General features: G+C 63.1%; 16 protein-coding genes and 1 pseudogene. 7 read left to right on the top strand and 10 right to left on the bottom strand.

The annotated features are described in order from the left end of the window. The first annotated feature begins 152 nt into the window (after nt 1–152). The 4 genes from J2808_RS16505 (at nt 153) to J2808_RS16490 (ending at nt 4282) form a co-directional block, all read left to right on the top strand. Nucleotides 153–1271: a substrate-binding domain-containing protein gene (locus J2808_RS16505; protein WP_309818759.1), complete on the top strand. Its 1119-nt coding sequence runs from the start codon at nt 153–155 to the stop codon at nt 1269–1271. Between the two features lie 105 nt (nt 1272–1376). Beyond that, nucleotides 1377–2423: an ABC transporter permease gene (locus J2808_RS16500; protein WP_306916361.1), complete on the top strand. Its 1047-nt coding sequence runs from the start codon at nt 1377–1379 to the stop codon at nt 2421–2423. Continuing rightward, the gene (locus J2808_RS16495) at nt 2420–3214 is read left to right on the top strand and encodes an ATP-binding cassette domain-containing protein (protein WP_309818755.1); all 795 of its coding nucleotides are present in this window, start codon (nt 2420–2422) and stop codon (nt 3212–3214) included. Before J2808_RS16500 ends, J2808_RS16495 begins: the two co-directional genes overlap by 4 nt. Before the next feature lie 108 nt (nt 3215–3322). Next, nucleotides 3323–4282, top strand: a complete 960-nt coding sequence (locus J2808_RS16490; protein ID WP_309818754.1) for a carbohydrate kinase family protein — start codon at nt 3323–3325, stop codon at nt 4280–4282. A gap of 79 nt (nt 4283–4361) precedes the next feature. Here J2808_RS16490 and J2808_RS16485 read toward each other — a convergent pair. The 4 genes and pseudogenes from J2808_RS16485 to J2808_RS16470 all read right to left on the bottom strand — a co-directional run. Further along, a pseudogene (locus J2808_RS16485) lies at nt 4362–4641 on the bottom strand (recombinase family protein); the annotation flags it as partial. Between the two features lie 114 nt (nt 4642–4755). Continuing rightward, nucleotides 4756–5856, bottom strand: coding sequence for a threonine aldolase family protein (locus J2808_RS16480; RefSeq protein WP_309818752.1), 1101 nt, complete (start codon nt 5854–5856; stop codon nt 4756–4758). Next, nucleotides 5853–6611 (bottom strand): SDR family NAD(P)-dependent oxidoreductase, encoded by a 759-nt coding sequence (locus J2808_RS16475; RefSeq protein ID WP_309818750.1) that lies wholly within the window; start codon nt 6609–6611, stop codon nt 5853–5855. The genes J2808_RS16480 and J2808_RS16475 overlap by 4 nt, the downstream gene beginning before the upstream one ends. After that, nucleotides 6608–8011 carry a DUF6421 family protein gene (locus J2808_RS16470; protein ID WP_309818748.1) on the bottom strand — a complete coding sequence of 468 codons (1404 nt, stop codon included), beginning with the start codon at nt 8009–8011 and terminating at the stop codon, nt 6608–6610. Before J2808_RS16470 ends, J2808_RS16475 begins: the two co-directional genes overlap by 4 nt. A gap of 658 nt (nt 8012–8669) precedes the next feature. Between J2808_RS16470 and J2808_RS16465 the strand changes: the two genes are divergently transcribed. Continuing rightward, complete coding sequence (locus J2808_RS16465; RefSeq protein ID WP_309818745.1) at nt 8670–10232, top strand: amino acid permease; 1563 nt, start codon at nt 8670–8672, stop codon at nt 10230–10232. Between the two features lie 351 nt (nt 10233–10583). Continuing rightward, entirely contained in the window at nt 10584–10886 is a 303-nt protein-coding gene (locus J2808_RS16460) for a DUF4193 domain-containing protein (protein ID WP_123255587.1), read from the top strand. 179 nt (nt 10887–11065) lie between these two features. Here the strand turns inward: J2808_RS16460 and J2808_RS16455 are convergent, their stop codons facing one another. Then, nucleotides 11066–11236 (bottom strand): hypothetical protein, encoded by a 171-nt coding sequence (locus J2808_RS16455; protein ID WP_309818739.1) that lies wholly within the window; start codon nt 11234–11236, stop codon nt 11066–11068. Nucleotides 11237–11413: 177 nt separating this feature from the next. On the opposite strand from J2808_RS16455, the gene J2808_RS16450 reads away from it, so the two are divergent. Further along, a complete protein-coding gene (locus J2808_RS16450) occupies nt 11414–12247 on the top strand; it encodes a YsnF/AvaK domain-containing protein (protein ID WP_309818792.1) in 834 nt (277 codons plus the stop codon). A gap of 250 nt (nt 12248–12497) precedes the next feature. On the opposite strand, the gene J2808_RS16445 is transcribed toward J2808_RS16450, so the two are convergent. The 5 genes from J2808_RS16445 to J2808_RS16425 all read right to left on the bottom strand — a co-directional run bounded on the left by J2808_RS16445 (nt 12498) and on the right by J2808_RS16425 (nt 19252). Further along, nucleotides 12498–14093: an APC family permease gene (locus J2808_RS16445; protein ID WP_309818736.1), complete on the bottom strand. Its 1596-nt coding sequence runs from the start codon at nt 14091–14093 to the stop codon at nt 12498–12500. Between the two features lie 122 nt (nt 14094–14215). Then, nucleotides 14216–15856 (bottom strand): GMC family oxidoreductase, encoded by a 1641-nt coding sequence (locus J2808_RS16440; RefSeq protein ID WP_309818735.1) that lies wholly within the window; start codon nt 15854–15856, stop codon nt 14216–14218. Next, on the bottom strand, nt 15857–17371 hold the full coding sequence (locus J2808_RS16435; RefSeq protein ID WP_309818733.1) for an aldehyde dehydrogenase family protein: 1515 nt from the start codon (nt 17369–17371) through the stop codon (nt 15857–15859). A gap of 123 nt (nt 17372–17494) precedes the next feature. Then, nucleotides 17495–18106 carry a TetR/AcrR family transcriptional regulator gene (locus J2808_RS16430; protein WP_309818731.1) on the bottom strand — a complete coding sequence of 204 codons (612 nt, stop codon included), beginning with the start codon at nt 18104–18106 and terminating at the stop codon, nt 17495–17497. A 162-nt stretch (nt 18107–18268) separates the two neighbouring features. Further along, the gene (locus J2808_RS16425; protein WP_309818730.1) at nt 18269–19252 is read right to left on the bottom strand and encodes an ABC transporter substrate-binding protein; all 984 of its coding nucleotides are present in this window, start codon (nt 19250–19252) and stop codon (nt 18269–18271) included. Between the last annotated feature and the right edge of the window lie 223 nt (nt 19253–19475).

Genomic DNA, 19475 nt, shown 5'->3' with positions numbered 1-19475 from the left:
AGGGGACAGAGGTGGCTGGTAACGATCGGACATCGTTGTCAAGAAAACCGCTCCTTCTCATTCATTTCCTATTGACTCTAGCGTGTGATCCTGCTTACCTCGTTATGACATCGTTGTCGAGGCCATGGCGGCCTCAAACACCAGGAGATTCAATGTTGAGTTCCAAATCCCACCTTGCAACGGCCACCCGCTTCCTTGCCGCGGGAGCGGCCCTTACCCTAGGAACGCTCAGCCTTTCCGCTTGCGGAGGAAGTTCCACCACGCCGGGTGCCAGCGAAGGCACCTCTGACGAAAAGGTCGGAGTTTCCCTGATCGTCAAGACCACCACAAACCCGTTCTTTGTTTCGATGCAGGACGGTGCGAAGAAAGCTGCTGAGGCCGAGAACGTGGACCTGAAGCTCGCCGCCGGCAAGGCCGACGGCGATGAGGACACCCAGATCCAGGCAATCGAAAACGCCATTTCCAAGGGCGATAAGGGCATACTCATCACCCCGAACGGCCCCTCCGTGGTGGATGCCCTGAAGAAGGCCAGGGATGCCGGGCTCTTCGTCATCGCCCTGGATACCCCACCGGACCCCGCCGATGCAGTGGACATCACGTTCGCCACGGATAACTTCGCCGCCGGCGAGCTGATCGGCAAATGGACCGCAGCCCAGCTGGACGGGAAAAAGGCCACGATCGCGCTCGTGGACCTTTTTGACGACAAGATCGTCTCGGTTGATTACAACCGGGACCAGGGTTTCCTGACCGGCCTGGGCATCGACACTGCGGACAAGAAGAAGAACGGCGACGAGGCCAAAACCGGAAAGTACACGGGCGGCAAGGGCGGCGAATACGAGATCGTTGGCAACCAGGCCTCGCAGGGCGCCGAAGATGGCGGCCGCACGGCCATGGAAACCCTCCTATCGAGCAATCCCGACATCAACGTTGTCTACACCATCAACGAGCCTGCCGCGGCAGGCGCCTTCGAGGCGCTGAAGTCCGCCGGCAAGGACAAGGACGTGCTGGTCGTCTCCGTTGACGGCGGCTGCACGGGTGTGAACAACGTCAAGTCCGGTGTCATCGGCGCCACCGCTCAGCAGTACCCGGTCAAGATGGCCGAACTGGGAGTGAAGGCAATCGTGGAACTGGCTAAGACCGGGAATAAGCCGGCCAACTCCGAGGGTCTGGACTTCTTCAACACCGGCGTCGAACTCGTCACCGACAAGCCGGCCGACGGCCTCAAGAGCATCACCACCACCGAAGCTACCGACATCTGCTGGGGAAAGTAACCACCCAGCTTCACGCGGGGAGACCGGAGCCGCTATCGGCCTCCCCGCGATTGTCTACCGAGCTAGCTCCGCTATAGCTACCATCACCAAAGATCAGGACCTATCGTGACCCAGCAACAGACCGCCGGCCCGCCCAGCGCCGGGCATGCCGACCTGGCCGAGGAATTCCTTGACCGCCAGACACCGCTCAGTCGGATACGCAATATCCTCCACCGTTACCCCGCCGTCAGCCCCGCCCTCGTCCTCCTCATCGCGGTGGTCGTGTTCGGCCTGCTCAATGACAGGTTCCTGCGGGTTGAAAACCTCTCGCTGATTACCCAGCAGGTCTCCGTCGTCGGCACTCTGGCCATCGCCCAGACTCTGATCATCCTTACGGCCGGCATCGACCTTTCCGTCGGGGCCGTCATGATCCTCTCCTCCATGGTCGTGGCCCAGCTCGCCGTCAACAATGGCCTGCCGGCGCCCGTTGCACTGCTGGCGGGCCTGATCGTCGGACTCGCCGCGGGAGCCCTGAACGGATTCCTGGTCACGAGGTTCCGGCTCCCACCATTCATCGTTACCCTGGGCACACTGAACATCTTCATCGCCCTGACACTGCTCTACTCCAACGGAGCGACAGTACGCGGCTCGGCCATGCCGGACCTGCTCACCTGGACCGGAACCACCTTCCCTGTAGGCCCGGTGCGCATTTCCACAGGCGTCGTCGTGATGCTCCTGCTCTACGTGGCCATCGCGTTCATCCTCGGCAAAACCGCCTGGGGCCGTCATGTCTACGCCGTGGGCGATGACAAGGAAGCTGCCCGCCTCGCCGGTATCGCCGTGAACAAAGTCCTCATGAGCGTCTACCTCGCCGCCGGCGCTGTCCTGGCGATCGGCGCCTGGATCCAGATCGGCCGCACCAACGCAGCCAGCCCCAACGCAGGGATGGACCTGAACCTGGACTCCATCACCGCCGTGGTCATCGGCGGAACCAGCCTCTTCGGCGGCCGTGGTTCCGTCTGGGGAACCCTCCTGGGCGCCCTGATCGTCGGCGTCTTCCGCAACGGACTCTCCCTCGCAGGCCTCGATGTGCTCTACCAGACCCTCGCCGTGGGCGTCCTCATCATCCTCGCTGTGTCCATCGACCAGTGGATCCGAAAGGTCAAGTCATGACCATGACAGAATCTGCAGCCCCCAACGTGGCCACCCGCGAGCCCATCCTGACGGCCAGAAACCTTGTCAAGACCTTCGGCCGCGTCGTGGGCCTGGACGGAGTCAGCCTCGACCTGTACCCGGGCGAAGTCCTGGCGATCATCGGCGACAACGGCGCCGGGAAATCAACCCTGATCAAGTGCCTCACCGGGGCAGAAGTACCGGACTCCGGCGAACTCACTGTCTCAGGACAGCCGGTGCACTTCAAACGCCCCCAGGATGCCAGGGTCCACGGCATCGAAACCGTGTACCAGAACCTGGCGGTCTCGCCGGCCCTGGATGTCGCCTCCAACCTGTTCCTGGGCCGAGAGGAAAGGCGTGCGGGAATTCTCGGGAGCGTGTTCCGTATGCTTGACACCAAAGGCATGCGCCTGAAGGCCAAGCAGGAGCTGACCCGGCTGGGCATCTCCACCCTCCAGGACGTGACAGTGCCCGTGGAGAACCTCTCCGGCGGCCAGCGCCAAGCCGTCGCCGTGGCCCGCGCCGCAGCGTTCGGTTCAAAGGTTGTCGTGCTTGATGAGCCCACAGCGGCACTCGGCGTCAGGGAATCCAACCAGGTCCTGCAGCTTGTCCGCGACCTCCGGGACCGCGGCCTGCCGGTCATCCTGATCAGCCACAACATGCCCCACGTCTTTGACGTGGCGGACCGGATCCACATCCAGCGCCTCGGCAAGTGCGCGGCCACGATCACACCGCAATCACACAACATGACCGATGCGGTTGCGATCATGACCGGTGCAGCCACCGCCTGAACAACTGCCGTCTTCACGTCAGTCCGCAGACCGGCTACCGGTCCGCGGACTGACGTGGCTTGGACAGCCCCCCGCCCCGCAACAACAGCTCCCCACGAGAGACAGACCATGGATTACCTCACAACAGCCCGGCATGGGGCCCACCAGACCCTGGACGTCATGGTCGTAGGCGAAGCGCTGATCGACGTGGTCACAGCTTCACACGACCGAGTGGAACACCCGGGCGGCTCGCCGGCCAACGTCGCGTACGGACTTGGCCGCCTCGGCGTAACCACAGGTCTGCTCACGGCAATCGCTCCGGACGCCCGCGGAAACGCCATCGAAAACCATCTCCACAGCGCAGGAGTCATACTTCTGCCCGGCTCAAAATCCCTCACCCGGACGGCATCGGCAACAGCAACCCTTGCACCGGACGGTTCCGCAATGTACGACTTCGACATCTCCTGGGACCTTGCCCCAACAGCCCCGGCCTACTTCCCGAAAATACTGCACACCGGATCCATCGCCACGTTCCTTAGCCCCGGTGCCAGTGCCGTGAAAGCTCTGCTCGAACAGGCCCACAGACAATGCATGATCACGTATGACCCGAACATCAGGCCAGCCCTGCTCGGCAGCCATGCCGAAGCGAAAGCCATCTTTGAAGAGCTCGTGGCCTTAACCGACGTCGTCAAACTCAGCGACGAGGACGCCCGGTGGTTGTACCCCCTAAAAAGCCTGGACGAAACAGCAGCCCACATCCTCGGACTAGGCACCGGACTCACCATTATCACCAAGGGTGCCGAAGGCTCACACTTCACCACCGCCGCGGCCAACATCAGCATCCCTGCCGTGAAATCCAAAGTTGCAGACACCATCGGCGCCGGGGACTCCTACATGTCCGCCCTCATTTTGGGCTTTCTCACCCGGGGAACCGAAGGCTTCGCGCCGGCCGTCTTGGAGCAGCTAGGACACACCGCAGCTGCAGCCGCGGCCATCACAGTACAGCGCCCTGGCGCGAACCCTCCCACCCTGGAAGAACTCAAAGTGGCAATCGAAGCACATGCCACCGCCCACTACGCGGGAGCCTAAAGCACACCACCAGCAAGCCCCTCCCCACGAGGGGTACCTGGTCGCGACGGGATGGGTTGATCCTGCGCTGGGGCAGGAGAATACCGTTGCCGGCGCGCTGGACCAGCTCGGCTACGTGTTCCGGTGTAAGGGTCTTTTTCGCCCTTTGTAGGCGCCGCGCTGCTTGGCCAGGGCGATGCCTGCCCTCTGGCGCCTCATGAGGGAGCATTTGAACTCAGCGAAGGCAGTCATGACGGAGAGCATGAGGTTGGCCGTGGGGGAGTCCTCCCCTGTGAAGGCGAGGCTCTCTTTGACGAACTCCACCAGCACCCCTTTCGGGTCAGGCCCTGGTCGAAAGCAGGCAGGTAATCGAGGTTGCGCGTTCGTCCTTTTGTTGTTCCCTGATGTTGGTGCGGGAGCGGCTTCGTGCGACCGCTCCCGCTACGGGTCCCGCCATTGGTGGCGGTACGTTTCCTTGATTATTCGTTTCTTTGTTAAGTCGGGGAGTCTACGGCTTCCCTAACGGCGGCCAGAAGAGCTTGGACATCGGTTTCGGTGGTGTCCCAGGAGCACATCCACCGGACTTCCCCGCGTGCTTGGTCCCAGTCATAGAAGCGAAAGGATTCCCGGACTTTCGCGGCTGCCTGGGGTGGGAGGACGGCAAAGACGCCATTCGATTGTGTGGCTTGCGTCAGGGAAACACCGTCAAGGTCGGAGATCCCTTCGCTGAGACGTTTCGCCATCTCGTTGGCGTGGCTGGCGGAGCGCAGCCACAACCCATCTGTTAACAGGGCTATGAGTTGCGCAGAGACGAACCGCATTTTTGACGCAAGCTGCATGTTCATCTTGCGCAGGTAGCTCATGCCCGGGTCGGACTGTGGGTTGAGCCAGATGACCGCTTCGCCGAACAGAAGCCCGTTTTTGGTGCCGCCGAAGGACAGGACGTCGACACCGACGTCGGTGGTGAATGCCCGCAGAGGAAGGCCGAGATGTGCTGCAGCGTTGGCCAGTCTTGCACCGTCCATGTGCAGTTTCATGCCCTTGGCATGGACGTGTTCAGCGATCCGTTGGATTTCGCCTGGCGTGTAGCAGGTCCCGAGCTCCGTGGTCTGGGTTATCGATACCACCAGCGGCTGCGCCCGATGCTCGTCTCCCCATCCCCAGGCCTCCGCGTCGATCAATGCTGGGGTGAGTTTGCCATCGGGTGTGGGGACCGGGAGGAGCTTTATTCCGCCGATGCGTTCCGGGGCGCCGTTTTCGTCGGTGTTGATATGGGCTGTCGCCGCGCAGATGACAGCGCCCCAGCGCGGGAGCAGGGCTTGCAGGGCAAGAACGTTGGCACCGGTGCCATTGAAGACCGGGTATGCGGTGGCAGCTGTCCCGAAGTGGGACTGGACGAGCTCTTGAAGCGCGGCTGTGTAGACATCTTCGCCGTATGCGGTGACGTGGCCTTCGTTGGCCGCCTGAACTGCTTCGATGATTTCGGGGTGAGCCCCGGCGTAGTTGTCCGAGGCGAAGCCCCGGTAGGTCGGGTCGTGCAGGCGCGCCGACAGTAGCTGCCGGATGCCTGCTTTGGAATCAACGCTGACGCTCATGCCGGTAGACCCACGAGCTGGCCGGCAGTGAGGGGCAAGCGTTGCCCGTTGATCTTTTCTGCCTCCATGCCGAAGATCTGCTGAACAGCGTCGGCAAGGACACTGACATCGGTGAAACCAGGGAATTTCCGTTCCGGCTGGGCTGCTCGCATCCGATCATCGACCAGAGCCTTTACGACGAAGATCAGGGCGGCCGAGTGTTGGGTGGAGGAAGGGCTTTCCTTTCCGCCCTGCAGCTGCCGGAAGCCGTCAGCCACGGCCAGGGTCCATGCCTCCGCCGCTGATTTGACGGCGGCGTAAGCGGCGCCGTCCGCTGTCGGGGAGGAAGCGGACTGTGCGGAAACGATGGCCAGGCGGCCCACAGGGGAGGCAGCCAGGTCATCGTAGAAAGCGCGGCTGGTGTTCCTCAGGGTGGTGAGGACGCTGGTGTGCAGGAAGCCCCAGTCTTCATCCGCCTGGCCAGTGATGCCGGCACCGCCTCGCCACCCTCCCACAAGGTGGATAAGGCCGTCCACGGGACCCAGATCGTTCCGGACCGAGGTTGCCAAGTCCTCAACGGCCTGCAGGTCCGCGAGGTTGCAGACATAGCCCGCGACGTTCGCGTACGTACCAGAGAGCTCCTGCACCCGGTCCTCAAGAATGTCCACTGCGGCTACGCGTGCCCCTGCCTGCGATAGAGCGCGGACTACTGCGACGCCGGCAGCGCTTGTTGAACCGGCGACGACAAGCGTACGCCCCGAGAGATCCTGGCTCATGCGCCCGCCTCGCCCTCAGTCTTCACGGGGCTCTTACCGGTGATTCCAGCAGATGAATCAATAACAGGGCGCATCTTCTTCTCGAGTGCCTCGTAGAACATCGACAGGGGGAATTCGTCATCGAGGATCTGATCCGTCAGACCCCGGGGCGGGCCGTCCAGCGGAAGTGCCTCCGGTCCCTTGGCCCATACGGAGGCCGGGTGGGGGGTAAGGGTTTCCGAGACGAGCTCATAGGCTGCGAGCCAGTGTGCCGTCTTCGGCCGGTCGATCGAACGCCAGTAGAGTTCTTCGATGCGCCGGCCCAGCTCGACGACCACGTCGGCGACGTCCTTCCAGTCGATGCTCAACTTTCCGTCGGTCCAGTGCAGGACCCGGTGCTGGTGCATCCAGGCGAACAGCAACTGGCCACCCACGGCGTCGTAGTTACGGACCCGGTTCCCGGTAATGGCGAAGCGGAAAATGCGGTCGAAGATCACGGCGTACTGGACCAGTTTGGCGTGCTTGCGGGCATCCTCGGAAGCCGTTTCGTCCCGCTCGACGAGGACTGATTCGCGGAAAGCGGTCAGGTCACAGCGGAGCTCCTCAAGGGAGTACAGGAAGTACGGCATGCGCTGCTTGATCATGAACGGGTCAAAGGGCAGGTCACCGCGCATGTGGGTCCGATCATGAATCAGATCCCACATCACGAAGGTCTTCTCCGTGAGGTGCTGGTCTTCGATCAATTCCGCGGCGTCAGCGGGCAGGTCCAAGGAAGTAATGTCGGCAGCAGCTTTCAGGACGCGGCGGAACCGGGCAGCTTCACGGTCCGCAAAAATGCCTCCCCAGGTGAACGAGGGGGTGCTCCGGACCGCTACGCTCTCGGGGAAGAGTACTGCGGAGTTCGTGTCATAGCCAGGCGTGAAATCGATGAAGCTGATGGGGACGAACAGCTTATTCGAGTAGTTTCCTGCCTCCAGTTCAGCGACGAAAGAAGGCCAGATTACCTCGATGATGACGGCCTCAAAGTAGCGGTTGGTGCTGCCGTTTTGCGTGTACATGGGGAACACAACCAGGTGCGGCAGCCCATCGATGCGCCAATGCTCGGGGTGGAAGGCTACCAATGAGTCGAGGAAGTCAGGTCCGGCGAAGCCCTCGGACGCCCACCTCTGGAAGTCCTGCACGAGCAGTTCCAGGTATTCCCTGTCGTGGGGAAGGTGAGCGCGCAGGTCGTTGATGGAGTCAGTGATGATGCTGACATACTGGCGCGCCTGGTCATGGTCAGCTGGTTCCGGAACGGAACCGTCCTGGACCTGAACCTGCTGCAGCCCAATGACGGCGGCCTTCAGAGCCTGCCATGCCGGGAGCGCCCTAAGGTCTTCTGCCTGGGTGGCTGTCACTTCCAGGTTTGCAATTACAGACATGCTCGTTCCTTCCGTTCGGGGATTCCTGAAGAACGTAGCAATGCATAAGCAGGGGTGAAAGCTGACACCGCCATGCGTAAGGGATTCTGTTGCTCTGAGTGGTTCATTCGCCGCTGTGGATGAGATGGGCCTTACGGTCGCACATCTCAAGACCTTCCAGAGCGGTCGGCTGCTCGACGACGACCGCCTGCCCTAGCAGCCCATCAGCGCTGCTTACTCACTGTGCGGGCAAAGTCAGCAAGTCTTACGCTCAGCGCGGGTAATGCCAGCCTTTTCGTAAGGACTTGACGCGTTCGACGTGCAACATTCGCCTCGCCAAAGGCCGCCTCCTTCTCATGTGTTAGCTTGATCACCTTCCTTCCCGGCCCGGGGCGCCGGAAAGCTTTCTCAACCGCAGCTACCTTTTCGGAGGCATCATGGGACTTGGCTCCCACACGCAAACAATTGATCGGGCCTTTGCTCCCGGCACCCCTGGAACCGGTCTGTGTTCCCGTTCAGGGCTGTACCTGAGCGCGGGGCCCACCGCGCAGGCAGGACCACGAGCGAACGGTTCGGCCTTCCCGCTCGGCACGGCAAGCGAAGATGCCTGCACTGACCGATCCGCTGGCAGTACGGGGAACCTGAGCCGCAGCGCGCTGATGCCCTTCGGGGGTGTTGCATGACGCTAACGAACGGAACGTCCGCAGATATCAAGCCAGATAAAGTGGCACAACACGGTTCTTACCTTGCAACAGGGGAAGATCGTAGCTCCGGCGAAACAGCCAACGAGCTCAAGCGCGGATTAAGCAGCCGCCACCTGCAGATGATTGCCATTGGCGGTGCAATCGGTACCGGGCTGTTTGTTGCCTCGGGCGGCACCATTTCACAGGCGGGTCCCGGCGGTGCGTTAGCCGCCTACGCGCTGGTCGGGCTGATGGTATTCCTGCTGATGCAGTCACTGGGCGAAATGTCGGCCAAAATCCCGGTCGCCGGTTCCTTCCAGTCCTTTGGCACCCGTTTCGTCTCCCCGTCCTTTGGGTTCGCGATCGGCTGGAACTATTGGTTCAACTGGGCCATCACCGTGGCCGCCGAGCTGGTCGCGGCCGGAATCATCATGGATTTCTGGTTCCCGGGGGTCCCCGGCTGGGTATGGGCCGGGATCTTCCTGCTGGTGTTGACCGGGCTCAACGCCCTCTCAGCGAAAGCCTTCGGTGAGTCGGAGTTCTGGCTTTCCCTGATCAAGGTCAGCGCAGTGGTGATCTTCCTGATCGCCGGCGTGCTGATGATTTTCGGCATCCTCGGCAATTCCTCCCCAGGACTAAGCAACTGGGAAAACCGCGAAGACGTATTCCACGGGGGGTGGGTCTCGATCATCTCGGTCTTTATGATTGCCGGGTTCTCGTTCCAAGGCACCGAGCTAGTGGGTGTTGCAGCAGGCGAAGCCAAGAACCCACGACGCGAAGTGCCAAAGGCTATCCGCACTGTCTTCTGGCGCATCATGCTTTTCTACATTGGCGCCATCTTCATCATCGGCTGCCTGATCCCCTTCACCGATCCGAGCCTGCTGGCATCCGGCGAAGCCGATATCGCAACATCCCCGTTCACCCTGGTCTTCTCACGCGCAGGGATCGCCTTCGCAGCGGCCCTGATGAACGCGGTGATCCTGACCGCCATCCTGTCCGCAGGCAACTCAGGACTATATGCCTCCACCCGGATGCTTTACGCCATGGCCCACGACGGCATGGCCCCGAAAATCTTCGGCCGAACCAATACGCGAGGCGTGCCGATCCCGGCCCTGCTGGCCACCGCGTCCGTGGGACTCTTCGGATTCCTCTCCGCGATCATCGGCCAGGGCGCGGCCTACTCGTGGCTGCTGAACATGTCAGGCCTGTGCGGCTTCATCGTCTGGGCGGGAATCGCAATCTCCCATTACCGTTTCAGGCGGGGCTTCCTCGCGCAGGGAAATAATGTCAGCGACCTGCCATACAAAGCATCGCTGTTCCCCATCGGCCCACTGCTGGCGTTCGCCTTGCTAATCCTGGTAATCGCAGGACAGAACTACGAGGCAGTGCTTGCCGGACGGGCTCTGGAGGTACTTTCGTCCTACATTGGACTGCCGATCTTTATCGCCCTATGGCTGACTCACCGCTTCATCACCAAATCAAAAGTCGTGCCGCTGCTCGAGATGGATCTCACAGGACCAAAGGACCTCGAGGACGGACCTCGGGGCGGCACCCAATAACCATGCTGCTGCACGGCCACCTCTTAGAACGCAAGGGCCCCGCGGAAACCCAGGGTAATAGGGACTAAGGGCGGGATTAGGCGAACAACAGGAAAGCCGGGTGAATACACCACCCGGCTTTTCCGTCTGCATGCGCAGGTCAACATGGACCGTTTCGGACTAGCCTCAGGCGACTCTCCAAGCTTGACATTAGGATCCTCATACTGCTGGTTGGAATGTTTCGGGGCGGTCCGCGTAGTAGCGCGCTTGACGTTTCCGGTCCTTGACATGGGAACAACGGCGGATTGGTATACGTTGCAGTCTCGTCAGAAGGAACAATGTAGAAAACGTCAGAAATGAGAATGACCTAAAGTGGCTACCGATTACGACGAAGTCCGTTCCGACGTCAAGGAATCCCAGGACCGTTCCCTGGAGGCATTGCAGTCTGCGAATGCCCCGGATGCCCGCAGCGTCGTCAACGAACTGGACGAAGCCGACGCGCTCGATGAGGGCCTGACCCCAGGGGGAGAGATCGTCGCCGAGGAGCTCATCGTTCAGGTCATTCCCCAGGCAGCGGACGAATTCACCTGCTATTCCTGTTTCCTCGTCCGGCACCGGTCTCAACTCGCACGCGAAAGCAACGGCCACTCGTACTGCATCGAGTGCGAAGGTTAGGCCACCTTCCTCATGATGCAGTATCCGGCAGCAGGCCGTCAGCGTGACGTGGTCCCCCACTAGCGGGGCGTGAATCCCCAGGAAAGCGCGGGGGGAGGGGCCAACTGGAGCCGTTTCGGCGAACCGGGCGGCCATTTTTCGGTGGCTTCTACGCTGATGTGGGGAGATTGCTGTTGGGGTCAGGCTGCCTGTGGAGCCATTGCCGCCAGCGGCTCGGCGTTGTCAGGGGCGAGGATGCTCAGCCTGTAGTCGGGCTGGAGCGGATCGACGCCGGCAGGCAGGTGGTGGGACCTCGAGCAGGCCCGGAGTTCTTCCAACGCGTCGGGCTCGATCCGGGCCCGGGTCCCCACGCACTCGATAATACTAAGTAGCCTTGCTTTCAATGCTAAGTATGCTTATCGTATTTACGCAGTTGCAGCGGAACCTCAAGCAGATGGGGGATGCCACCTGCCGAGGCTGATGAATCGCCGTCGGACGGGTGGATCTACCGCAAGCTCGGTGCGAAGACACCATCCAAGGGAGAACTCATGCTCACGAGGGAAGACATCGAAAGCCTGCTCAACAAGGGCGGAAACATCATTGGAGCCGACGGCGAGAAAATCGGCTCGGCTGGCCAGTTCTACGCCGACGACGACACAGGCGAGCCCACTTGGGTCACCGTCAAGACTGGACTGTTTGGCGCGTCCCAGTCCTTCGTTCCGGTTGAGGGTGCCCGGTCCGAAGGTGATGACCTGGTGGTCCCGTATACAAAGGACCATGTCAAGGACGCCCCGCGCGTGGAGACGGACGGTCATCTGGAGCCGGAGGAGGAGGACCGTCTTTACGCCCACTACGAACGGGGCGCAAGCATTTACTCCGAAGAACGCTCCGACGCTGACATGGATGTTGATGCTAGCAGGGACGTCCGCTATGCCGGCGAGGCCGATCTGAACGCAGGCACGCGGAACGAAGGCGGGGTCGGTCACGACACGTCGGGTCCCACTACGGATGACGCCATGACCCGGTCCGAAGAACGCCTGAATGTGGGCACGGAACGCCAAGCCACGGGCCGGGTCCGGCTCCGCAAGTACGTCGTCACGGAAAACGTGACGCAAACCGTCCCTGTGAAGCGGGAGGAAGTCCGCCTGGAGCGCGAGCCCATTACGGATGCCAACCGCGGGGCCGCACTGTCGGGCCCGGATATCAGCGAGGAGGAGCACGAGGTGACGCTGCACGAGGAGCGTCCCGTGGTTGACAAGGAGGCGGTGCCGGTCGAGCGTGTCCGGCTGAACAAGGAAACCGTCACGGACGACGTCACCATCGATGAGGAAGTCCGCAAGGAACGCATTGAAACCGACGGCGTGGACGAAACCCGCCGCTAGGCGGGCATTAAGGCCCCGCGGCTATGCCGCGGCACAAACAATGCGAACGACGCCGGGAGCCGCCTGGAGCGGCCCCGGACTGTCGAACAAATATGATCCAGGCGACACCTGCCGGGGTCGATTTCATGCCGCCGCCCGCGCCGTGGAGGCGGGTCGGTTTAACGAGAGAGGGTCGACGGCGGCAAGGTGAGTGCCGTCGTCGACCCTTCCTGGGAACTTCCCGGCTTGCAGCTGACGGGGAGTAACGGCCCTAAGTGACTTCGGTGTCCACCATCCGGTCATCAGCGGGAGTGGCCTGCAGGGCGGAGCCCGACGACGGATGTGCCGCGACGGCCGCGGCGTGCTCGGCCAGCACGCCCGTTTGATGGCGGATCTTCAGCCGGTACAGCAGGGCCCCACCTGCCGTGACGGCGGCAACGAACAGCACCCCGCCCCACTGCAGGTACCAGTGGAAAGGCGGCACCGAGTTGTAGATCTCCGGGCGCGGCCAGACGAGGTTGACCGTCATGGCGCCGCCCCACAGGACCGCGATGATGTTCACCGGAAGCCCCCATTTGCCCATGCTGAATCCGGCGTCTGAATGTTCACCGGGCCACTTCCCCAGGAGCCGGTTGCGCAGCATGGGCACGGTGACCAGGAGGTAGGACAGGTAAATCAGCACGATGCTGATGCTGGACAAAATCGTGAAAATCGCCGGCTGCATGACGTTGATGAGCAGGGGCATGACGGCCAGGACGCCGATGACGATGGCCGCAACAGCCGGGGTCCTGCGGACCGGATCCACTCTGCTGAGCTGTCGGCTGAACGGCAGGTTGTTGTCCCGGGCCATGGCGAACATCATCCGGATGGCGGCCGCGTGGACGGAGAGGGTGCAGACCACCACGGCCACCACGATGCACACGAGGAAGGCCTTGCCGAAGGGTCCGCCCAGTACGGAAAGCACGATGTGCTGCAGGCCGCCGTCTGCCGAGCCAACTTTGGGATCGGTGAGGTCGGGTGCGGCCAGGATGCCAAAAAGCAGGATCAGGCCACCAAGCAGGAACGAGGCTGTGACGGCTCGCAGAATGGCCTTGGGTGCCGTGCGTTTGGGGTCCTTTGTTTCCTCCCCGAGGGAGCTGGCCGTGTCAAAGCCGTACATGACATAGCCGGAAGCCATGGCGCCGATCAGGAAGACGCCGAAGAAGCCCAGGTCATGGCCTTCCCCGAAACCGGCGGTGTCGAAGAAGACCTCAGGCCCGCGCACCACATGCCAGCCCAGTGCCAGGATCAGCAGGACGGCTGCGACCAGCTCCACGAAAACGCCGACGCTGTTGATCCTGGTCATGAGCTTCACGCCAAAGGCGTTAATGAGGGTGGAGATGGTGATCATGATGGTGGCCAGCACAACGCCGTTCATGGCGAAGTCGAACGGGCCGGTGCCGTCACCGATGAACTGGAAACCGGACCAGAGCTGCGGCAAGGTGAGCTGCAGCGCCAGTGCCACGGACCCCAGCGCCATGATGGAGGACAGCAGCAGCAGCCAGCCGGCCAGCCACGCCGAGGTTCCGGTTGCAAGCCGTTTTGCCCAGTTGTAGACCGACCCCGCAACGGGGTAGCGGCCAGCCAGCTCGGCAAAACACAGCGCCACCATCAGCTGGCCGGCGAAGACAATGGGCCAGGACCAGGCATACGCCGGGCCGGCCATGGAAAAACCAAAATAGAACAGTTGAAAAACACCGGTGAGGATGGAGATGTAACTGACGCCTGCGGCGAAACTGGCAAACTTGCCGATGCTCCGGTCCAGGGTCTGGGTATAGCCGAACTCGTCCATGCCGCTTGAATCAATACTCTTGCTGGGTTCCAACATTTGGACTCCTCAATCAGAAAAGCACGATAGTGATGACCTGTCGCCCTGTGGCAGGGAAGGTCAATGGCCTGGCACCACCCCGGGGGTGGCTGGCCGTTCCGCCCGTAACTGTGCGCAGGCACTCAGGCGAAGGATGCGCTGAGCTGCACCTCTTCGGACGCCATGCTGCCGGACCGGCCGCCGCGGATCAGGTCCGCGCAGCGTTCGCCGATCATCATGATGGTGATGTTCGGGTTGACGGTGACGTGTTCCGGCAGAACAGAGGCATCGGCAACCCGGAGTCCGGTGACACCCTTGACCCGCAGCTCAGGATCGAGCGGCGACATGTCGTCGCCGGCCGGGCCCATGCGGACGGTGCCGACGGGGTGGTAGACGGTGTTGTGCGTCTTGCGGATGTAGTCCCGCAGTTCCTCATCCGTCTGGGCCCCCACGCCCGGCGAAAGCTCGCGGCCGGTCCATTCGGCCATGGCGGGCTGGGCGGCGATTTCGCGGGCTTTGCGGATGCCGGCCACCATGACCCGCATGTCGTGGCCGTCCGGATCCGTGAAGTAGCGAGGGTCCACCATGGGCTTGTCGCGGAAGTCCCGGCTGCGCAGCCGGACGGTGCCGCGGGACCGGGCGTGCGTGACATTCGGGGTGAGGCTGAAGCCGTTCTCCGTGGTGGGGTAGCCGTGCCGCAGGGTGTTCATGTCGAACGGGACGGAGCCGTAGTGCATCATCAGGTCCGGGCGGTCCAGGCCCTCCTCGGTGGGGGTGAAGATGCCGATTTCCCACCACTGCGTCGACGCCTGGACCATCGGCTGTTTGGCTTCAAACTGGACCACACCCTCGGGGTGGTCCTGCAGGTGCTTGCCCACGCCGGGGGAGTCCGCCAGGACCTCGATGCCATGCGCGGCGAGGTGCGCTGCCGGGCCGATGCCGGACAGCATGAGCAGCTTGGGCGTGTCGATGGCGCCGGTGGACAGGATGACCTCACGGCGGGCGGAGAGCCGGTGTGTCCGGCCAAACGCCGAGTCCACCACATCTACGCCCGTGCAGCGTTTGTCCGGATCGAACACCAATTGGCGGGCGCGGAGGCCGGTCAGCAGTGTGAAGTTTCCGCGCTCCATGATGGGGTGGATGTAGGAGACCGAACTGGAGGACCGGGTACCGTCCGCGCGGCGGTTGATTTGGAAGAAGTTGGCGCCGTTGACCACGGTGGTGCCGGTGTTGAACTTCGCGCGGGGGATACCGGCCTGTTCGCAGGCGTCCAGGAGCGCGACGCCGGCCGGATCCACTGGAGGCACGTTCATCAGGTGCACGGGGCCTGAGTCACCGTGGTGCGGCGCGTCCGGGCCGGCGTCCTCGTTGGTCTCGAGCCGCTGGTAGAGCGGCCAGGCGGTTTCAGCGTTCCAGCCGGTGGCGCCATATTTGGACTCCCACTCGTCCAGGTCTTCGCGGGGGGCCCAGAACGCGATGCAGGAGTTGTGGCTGGAGCAGCCGCCCATGACCTTGGCCCGGGCGTGGCGCATGAATGAGTTGCCGTTCTCCTGCGGTTCCACGGGATAGTCCCAGTCATAGCCGGATTCCAGCAGCTCCATCCAGCGGTCCAGCTGTAGGATCTCGGGGAGGTTCCGGTCATCCGGGCCGGCCTCCACCAAGGCAACGGATACGTCCGGATCCTCGCTGAGCCGCGCGGCGACTGCGGCCCCCGCAGATCCGCCGCCGACGACGATGTAGTCGAACCCGCGCTCATTGAGGTTTTCGATGTTGTCGGTATGCATCTAGTTCTCCTTCCTGTGGTCAGCGAACCAGCCGGTCACCTGGGGGCTGGTGTTCTGGTAGATGTGCTTGGCTTCCTGGTATTCGGCCAGGCCGGTCGGCCCGAGTTCGCGGCCCACGCCGGACTGGCCGAAGCCGCCCCATTCGGCCTGGGGCAGGTAGGGGTGGTAGTCATTGATCCAGACTGTGCCGTGCCGCAGCCGGGATGCCACGCGCTGTGCCTTGCCGGCGTCCTGGGTCCAGACCGCGCCGGCCAGCCCGTAGATAGTGTCGTTGGCGGTGGCTACGGCCTCGTCCTCGGTGCGGAAGGTCTCGACGGTCACCACCGGGCCGAAGGCTTCGTCCACCACGACGGACATCCCCCGCTGGACGCGGTCCAGGATGGTCGGCTGGTAGTAGAAGCCGTCGTCGTACTTTTCCCCAGCAGGCGCCGCGCCGCCGCACCGCAACCGCGCGCCCTCCTGGATGCCGCGCTGGACGTAGGCGTGGACCTTGTCCCGGTGGGCCGCCGAAATCAGCGGCCCGGTTTCGGCGGCGTCGTCAAACGGGCCCCCGAGGCGGATGTCCTGCGCACGGCGGACCAGCTCATCGACGAAGCGCTCGGCGATTGGTTCCTCCACCAGCAGCCGTGCCCCGGCGGAGCAGACCTGCCCGGAGTGGACGAAGGCCCCGTTCAGGGCGTTGTCGACGGCGGCGTCGAAGTCCGCGTCGGCGAACACCACGTTGGGGTTCTTGCCGCCCAGTTCCAGCGCCACCTTTTTTACGGTGCCGGCGGCGGCTGCGGCGATGCGCTTGCCGGTTTCCAGCCCGCCGGTGAAGGAGACGAGATCGACGGCGGGGTGTTCGGAGAGCGGTGCGCCCGCCTCCGCGCCGGGTCCGGTCACGAGGTTGGCGACGCCGGCCGGCAGGCCGAGGTCCTGCAGGAGCTGCATGGCCAGGATGGCGGTGGACGGCGTCAGCTCGGAGGGCTTAAGAACGAAGCTGCAGCCGGCGGCCAACGCGGGTGCGATCTTCCAGGCGGCCTGGAGCAGGGGGTAGTTCCACGGCGTGATGAGGCCGCAGACACCCACGGGCTCGTAAATGATTTTGCTGACGACGGCGGGGTCCCCGGCGTCGACCATACGGCCCGCCTGCTGCCCGGCCAGCCGTCCAAAGTATTCGAAGCAGGCGGCGATGTCGTCCATGTCGATGCGGCTTTCAGCTATCCGCTTTCCGGTGTCCAAGGACTCGGCACGGGCGAACTTTTCCCGCCGTTCGCGCAGTTCAGCGGCGACCCTGAGCAGGAAAGTGCCGCGCTCGGGTGCAGGTACCGAAGCCCAGACGCCGGAGTCGAAAGCCACCCGGGCTGCAGCGATGGCACGCTCGGCATCCTCGCGGCCGGCTTCAGATACTGTGGCGGCGAGCTCGCCGTCAGCGGGATTGCGGATCTGGCGCACGGCGCCGGACGCGGCCGGCTCCCACGAGCCGTTAATGAAAAGGGTGGATGCTTCGTCATGGGGTGGTGTGGCGTAAGTCATACCAAGGAGAATAGTGCACATTGAACGACTGTTCAATGCATTTTTGAACACTCGTTCAAAGTTGCGGGTGCTGCTGCTGCCCGGTGGTGTGTGCTTTAGTGCGCCTGAAGACCGACGTCCTGGCTATTGTTGCGCTGTTACCGCTGGGGGGGCGGGGGCGAAGGCGATTTCCTCCGTGCGGGCGATACTGCGCTGGATGGAGGCGTTGTCCACGCCAAGAAGGGACGTCAGCCACATGCCGTTCTGGATAACCACAATGTCGGCTGCCCGTTCCCGGCACTCCTCCCAGGAGAGCTCGGTTTTGGCGTTGGACACGAGTGCGGCGACCCCGTCGAGATACCGGTCGAAGGCAGCAGCATTGATCTCGGCATAGCCTTCGTCGGCCTGGGCGAGGGCCCACAAGTGCAGGCGCAGGGACAGGTACCGCGTAGTCAGCAGGTCCGCGCCCGCGACCCGCCGCAGGGCCTTGCGGAGCTGTTCGTCCGGGGCCAGCGATGAGTCTTGGGCCACCAGTTGGAGGTCGTGCTCGTCCACCCGGTGCAGGGCTGCCCGGATCAGGCTCGTCTTGTCGTCGTAGTAGTAATTCACCAGGCCCAGGGCGACGCCGGCTTCGCGAGCCACGGCGCGCATGCTCACGCCTGAAATACCGTGCCGGGACAGCAATTCCAGTGCCGCTTCGAGAATGCGGGACTGCCTGTCGATCTGTTCGCCGGAGTTCACGGTATTTGTCCCCATCTGGCCAGACTATTGCCAAACCCGCCGTGAGTGCACTTTCAAGAACACGCGGACGAAGGCCGCGGCCTGGACGCTCAACGACTCGTTGTCTACTGGCTGGGAAATACGAATGAATCCCCGTCTCGTTGAAGCTAGGCGGGGATTCGTTCGTCGGCAGGTCCCCTACGTCTTGGGAAGGCCCGGCGGGTTCAGTTCGGACTTCTGGATTGCCTCCGATGTCAGGCCCCAGCGGTCCAGGATTTCGGCGTAGCTGCCGTCCTCGATGATCGTGTTCAGCGCTGCCTGGGCTGCCACTGCGAGGCCGTTGCCTTTCTGGGTGGTGAAGGCGATTTCGGCCGTCAGCGGCCAGCCGCCGTTCAGGGTGCCCACTTCCTTGGTCTTGCCGTCCTTGGCGGCCTTGTACGCTGCGCCGGCGTTGGGGCCGAACGTCAGGTCCGCACGGCCGGACTGGAGCGCCAGCGTGGAGGCGGAGTCGTCGTCGTAATACTGGAACTCAACCGGAGCGAGGCCTTTGGCCTTGTTCTCTTCGTCCCAGCGCACCAGGATCGCTTCCTGGTTGGTGCCCGAGCCGACGATGATGCGTTTGCCGGCGACGTCCTTGGCTTCCTTGATCTCGCCAATGGATGAGTCTGTCTTGGCATAGAAGCCCAGGAGGTCGTTGCGGTACGTGGCGAAATCGAATTTCTCCTTGCGGGCCTCCGTGACGGTGACATTGGACAGGACGGCCTCGTACTTGCCGGACTCGACGCCCAGCGGCCAGTCCGCCCATGCAACGGGGAGGACCTCGACCTTCAGCCCCAAGGTTTCTCCCACCGCGTAGGCGATGTCCACTTCGCTGCCGATGAGCGTCTTATTGTCCGTGGCGAACAGGCTCAGCGGTGCGGTACCGCCGGTAGTGACCACGGTGAGCTTGCCGTCTGCCTTAATGGCAGCGGGGACCAGCGCGGCAGCCTCGGCATCCACGGTCACTTTGACGCGGTCCTGCTCCGGAGCCAGGTTGAACGTCTTGCCGTTCGCGTCGGCGGTGGAGGCCGACGACGGTGCTGCCGCCGCCGTCGCGCCCGGGTCCGAGCAGGCTGCCAGCGCCAGCAGTGACGTGAGTGCGAGGGCTGCCCCTGCAGCCTGTTTTGCCTTGATCCCGACCATGATTGCTCCTCGGATGTTGATAACGATGCAGCGGAATTTACGCTTGTGGCTGCAACTATCCGGGAGCCCGGGCATGCGATCAAAGCCCGCCGAAACGGTGCGATACGAAGGGTAACGGCAGTTAACCGGGAGTCCCCGGCGGTAACAAACAGCAGCCCTGTGACGGGCGCAGCGGGTACTCACCCGGTGCGTCCGCGGCCCTGCCCGCGGAAAGCAGGTAGTG

This window comes from Pseudarthrobacter sulfonivorans (assembly GCF_031454915.1).
Taxonomy (GTDB): domain Bacteria; phylum Actinomycetota; class Actinomycetes; order Actinomycetales; family Micrococcaceae; genus Arthrobacter; species Arthrobacter sulfonivorans_C.
Note: the sequence above shows the minus strand (reverse complement) of the source record. Positions and strands in the feature narration are given on the sequence as shown.

Excerpts from the sequence above, each read along its gene's own strand:
- J2808_RS16445 (WP_309818736.1), bottom strand. The coding sequence starts at position 14,093 with ATGTTGGAACCCAGCAAGAGTATTGATTCAAGCGGCATGGACGAGTTC.
- J2808_RS16480 (WP_309818752.1), bottom strand. The coding sequence starts at position 5,856 with ATGAGCGTCAGCGTTGATTCCAAAGCAGGCATCCGGCAGCTACTGTCG.
- J2808_RS16425 (WP_309818730.1), bottom strand. The coding sequence starts at position 19,252 with ATGGTCGGGATCAAGGCAAAACAGGCTGCAGGGGCAGCCCTCGCACTC.
- J2808_RS16505 (WP_309818759.1), top strand. The coding sequence starts at position 153 with ATGTTGAGTTCCAAATCCCACCTTGCAACGGCCACCCGCTTCCTTGCC.
- J2808_RS16450 (WP_309818792.1), top strand. The coding sequence starts at position 11,414 with ATGCTCACGAGGGAAGACATCGAAAGCCTGCTCAACAAGGGCGGAAAC.
- J2808_RS16475 (WP_309818750.1), bottom strand. The coding sequence starts at position 6,611 with ATGAGCCAGGATCTCTCGGGGCGTACGCTTGTCGTCGCCGGTTCAACA.
- J2808_RS16430 (WP_309818731.1), bottom strand. The coding sequence starts at position 18,106 with ATGGGGACAAATACCGTGAACTCCGGCGAACAGATCGACAGGCAGTCC.
- J2808_RS16470 (WP_309818748.1), bottom strand. The coding sequence starts at position 8,011 with ATGTCTGTAATTGCAAACCTGGAAGTGACAGCCACCCAGGCAGAAGAC.
- J2808_RS16465 (WP_309818745.1), top strand. The coding sequence starts at position 8,670 with ATGACGCTAACGAACGGAACGTCCGCAGATATCAAGCCAGATAAAGTG.
- J2808_RS16490 (WP_309818754.1), top strand. The coding sequence starts at position 3,323 with ATGGATTACCTCACAACAGCCCGGCATGGGGCCCACCAGACCCTGGAC.
- J2808_RS16495 (WP_309818755.1), top strand. The coding sequence starts at position 2,420 with ATGACCATGACAGAATCTGCAGCCCCCAACGTGGCCACCCGCGAGCCC.
- J2808_RS16435 (WP_309818733.1), bottom strand. The coding sequence starts at position 17,371 with ATGACTTACGCCACACCACCCCATGACGAAGCATCCACCCTTTTCATT.
- J2808_RS16440 (WP_309818735.1), bottom strand. The coding sequence starts at position 15,856 with ATGCATACCGACAACATCGAAAACCTCAATGAGCGCGGGTTCGACTAC.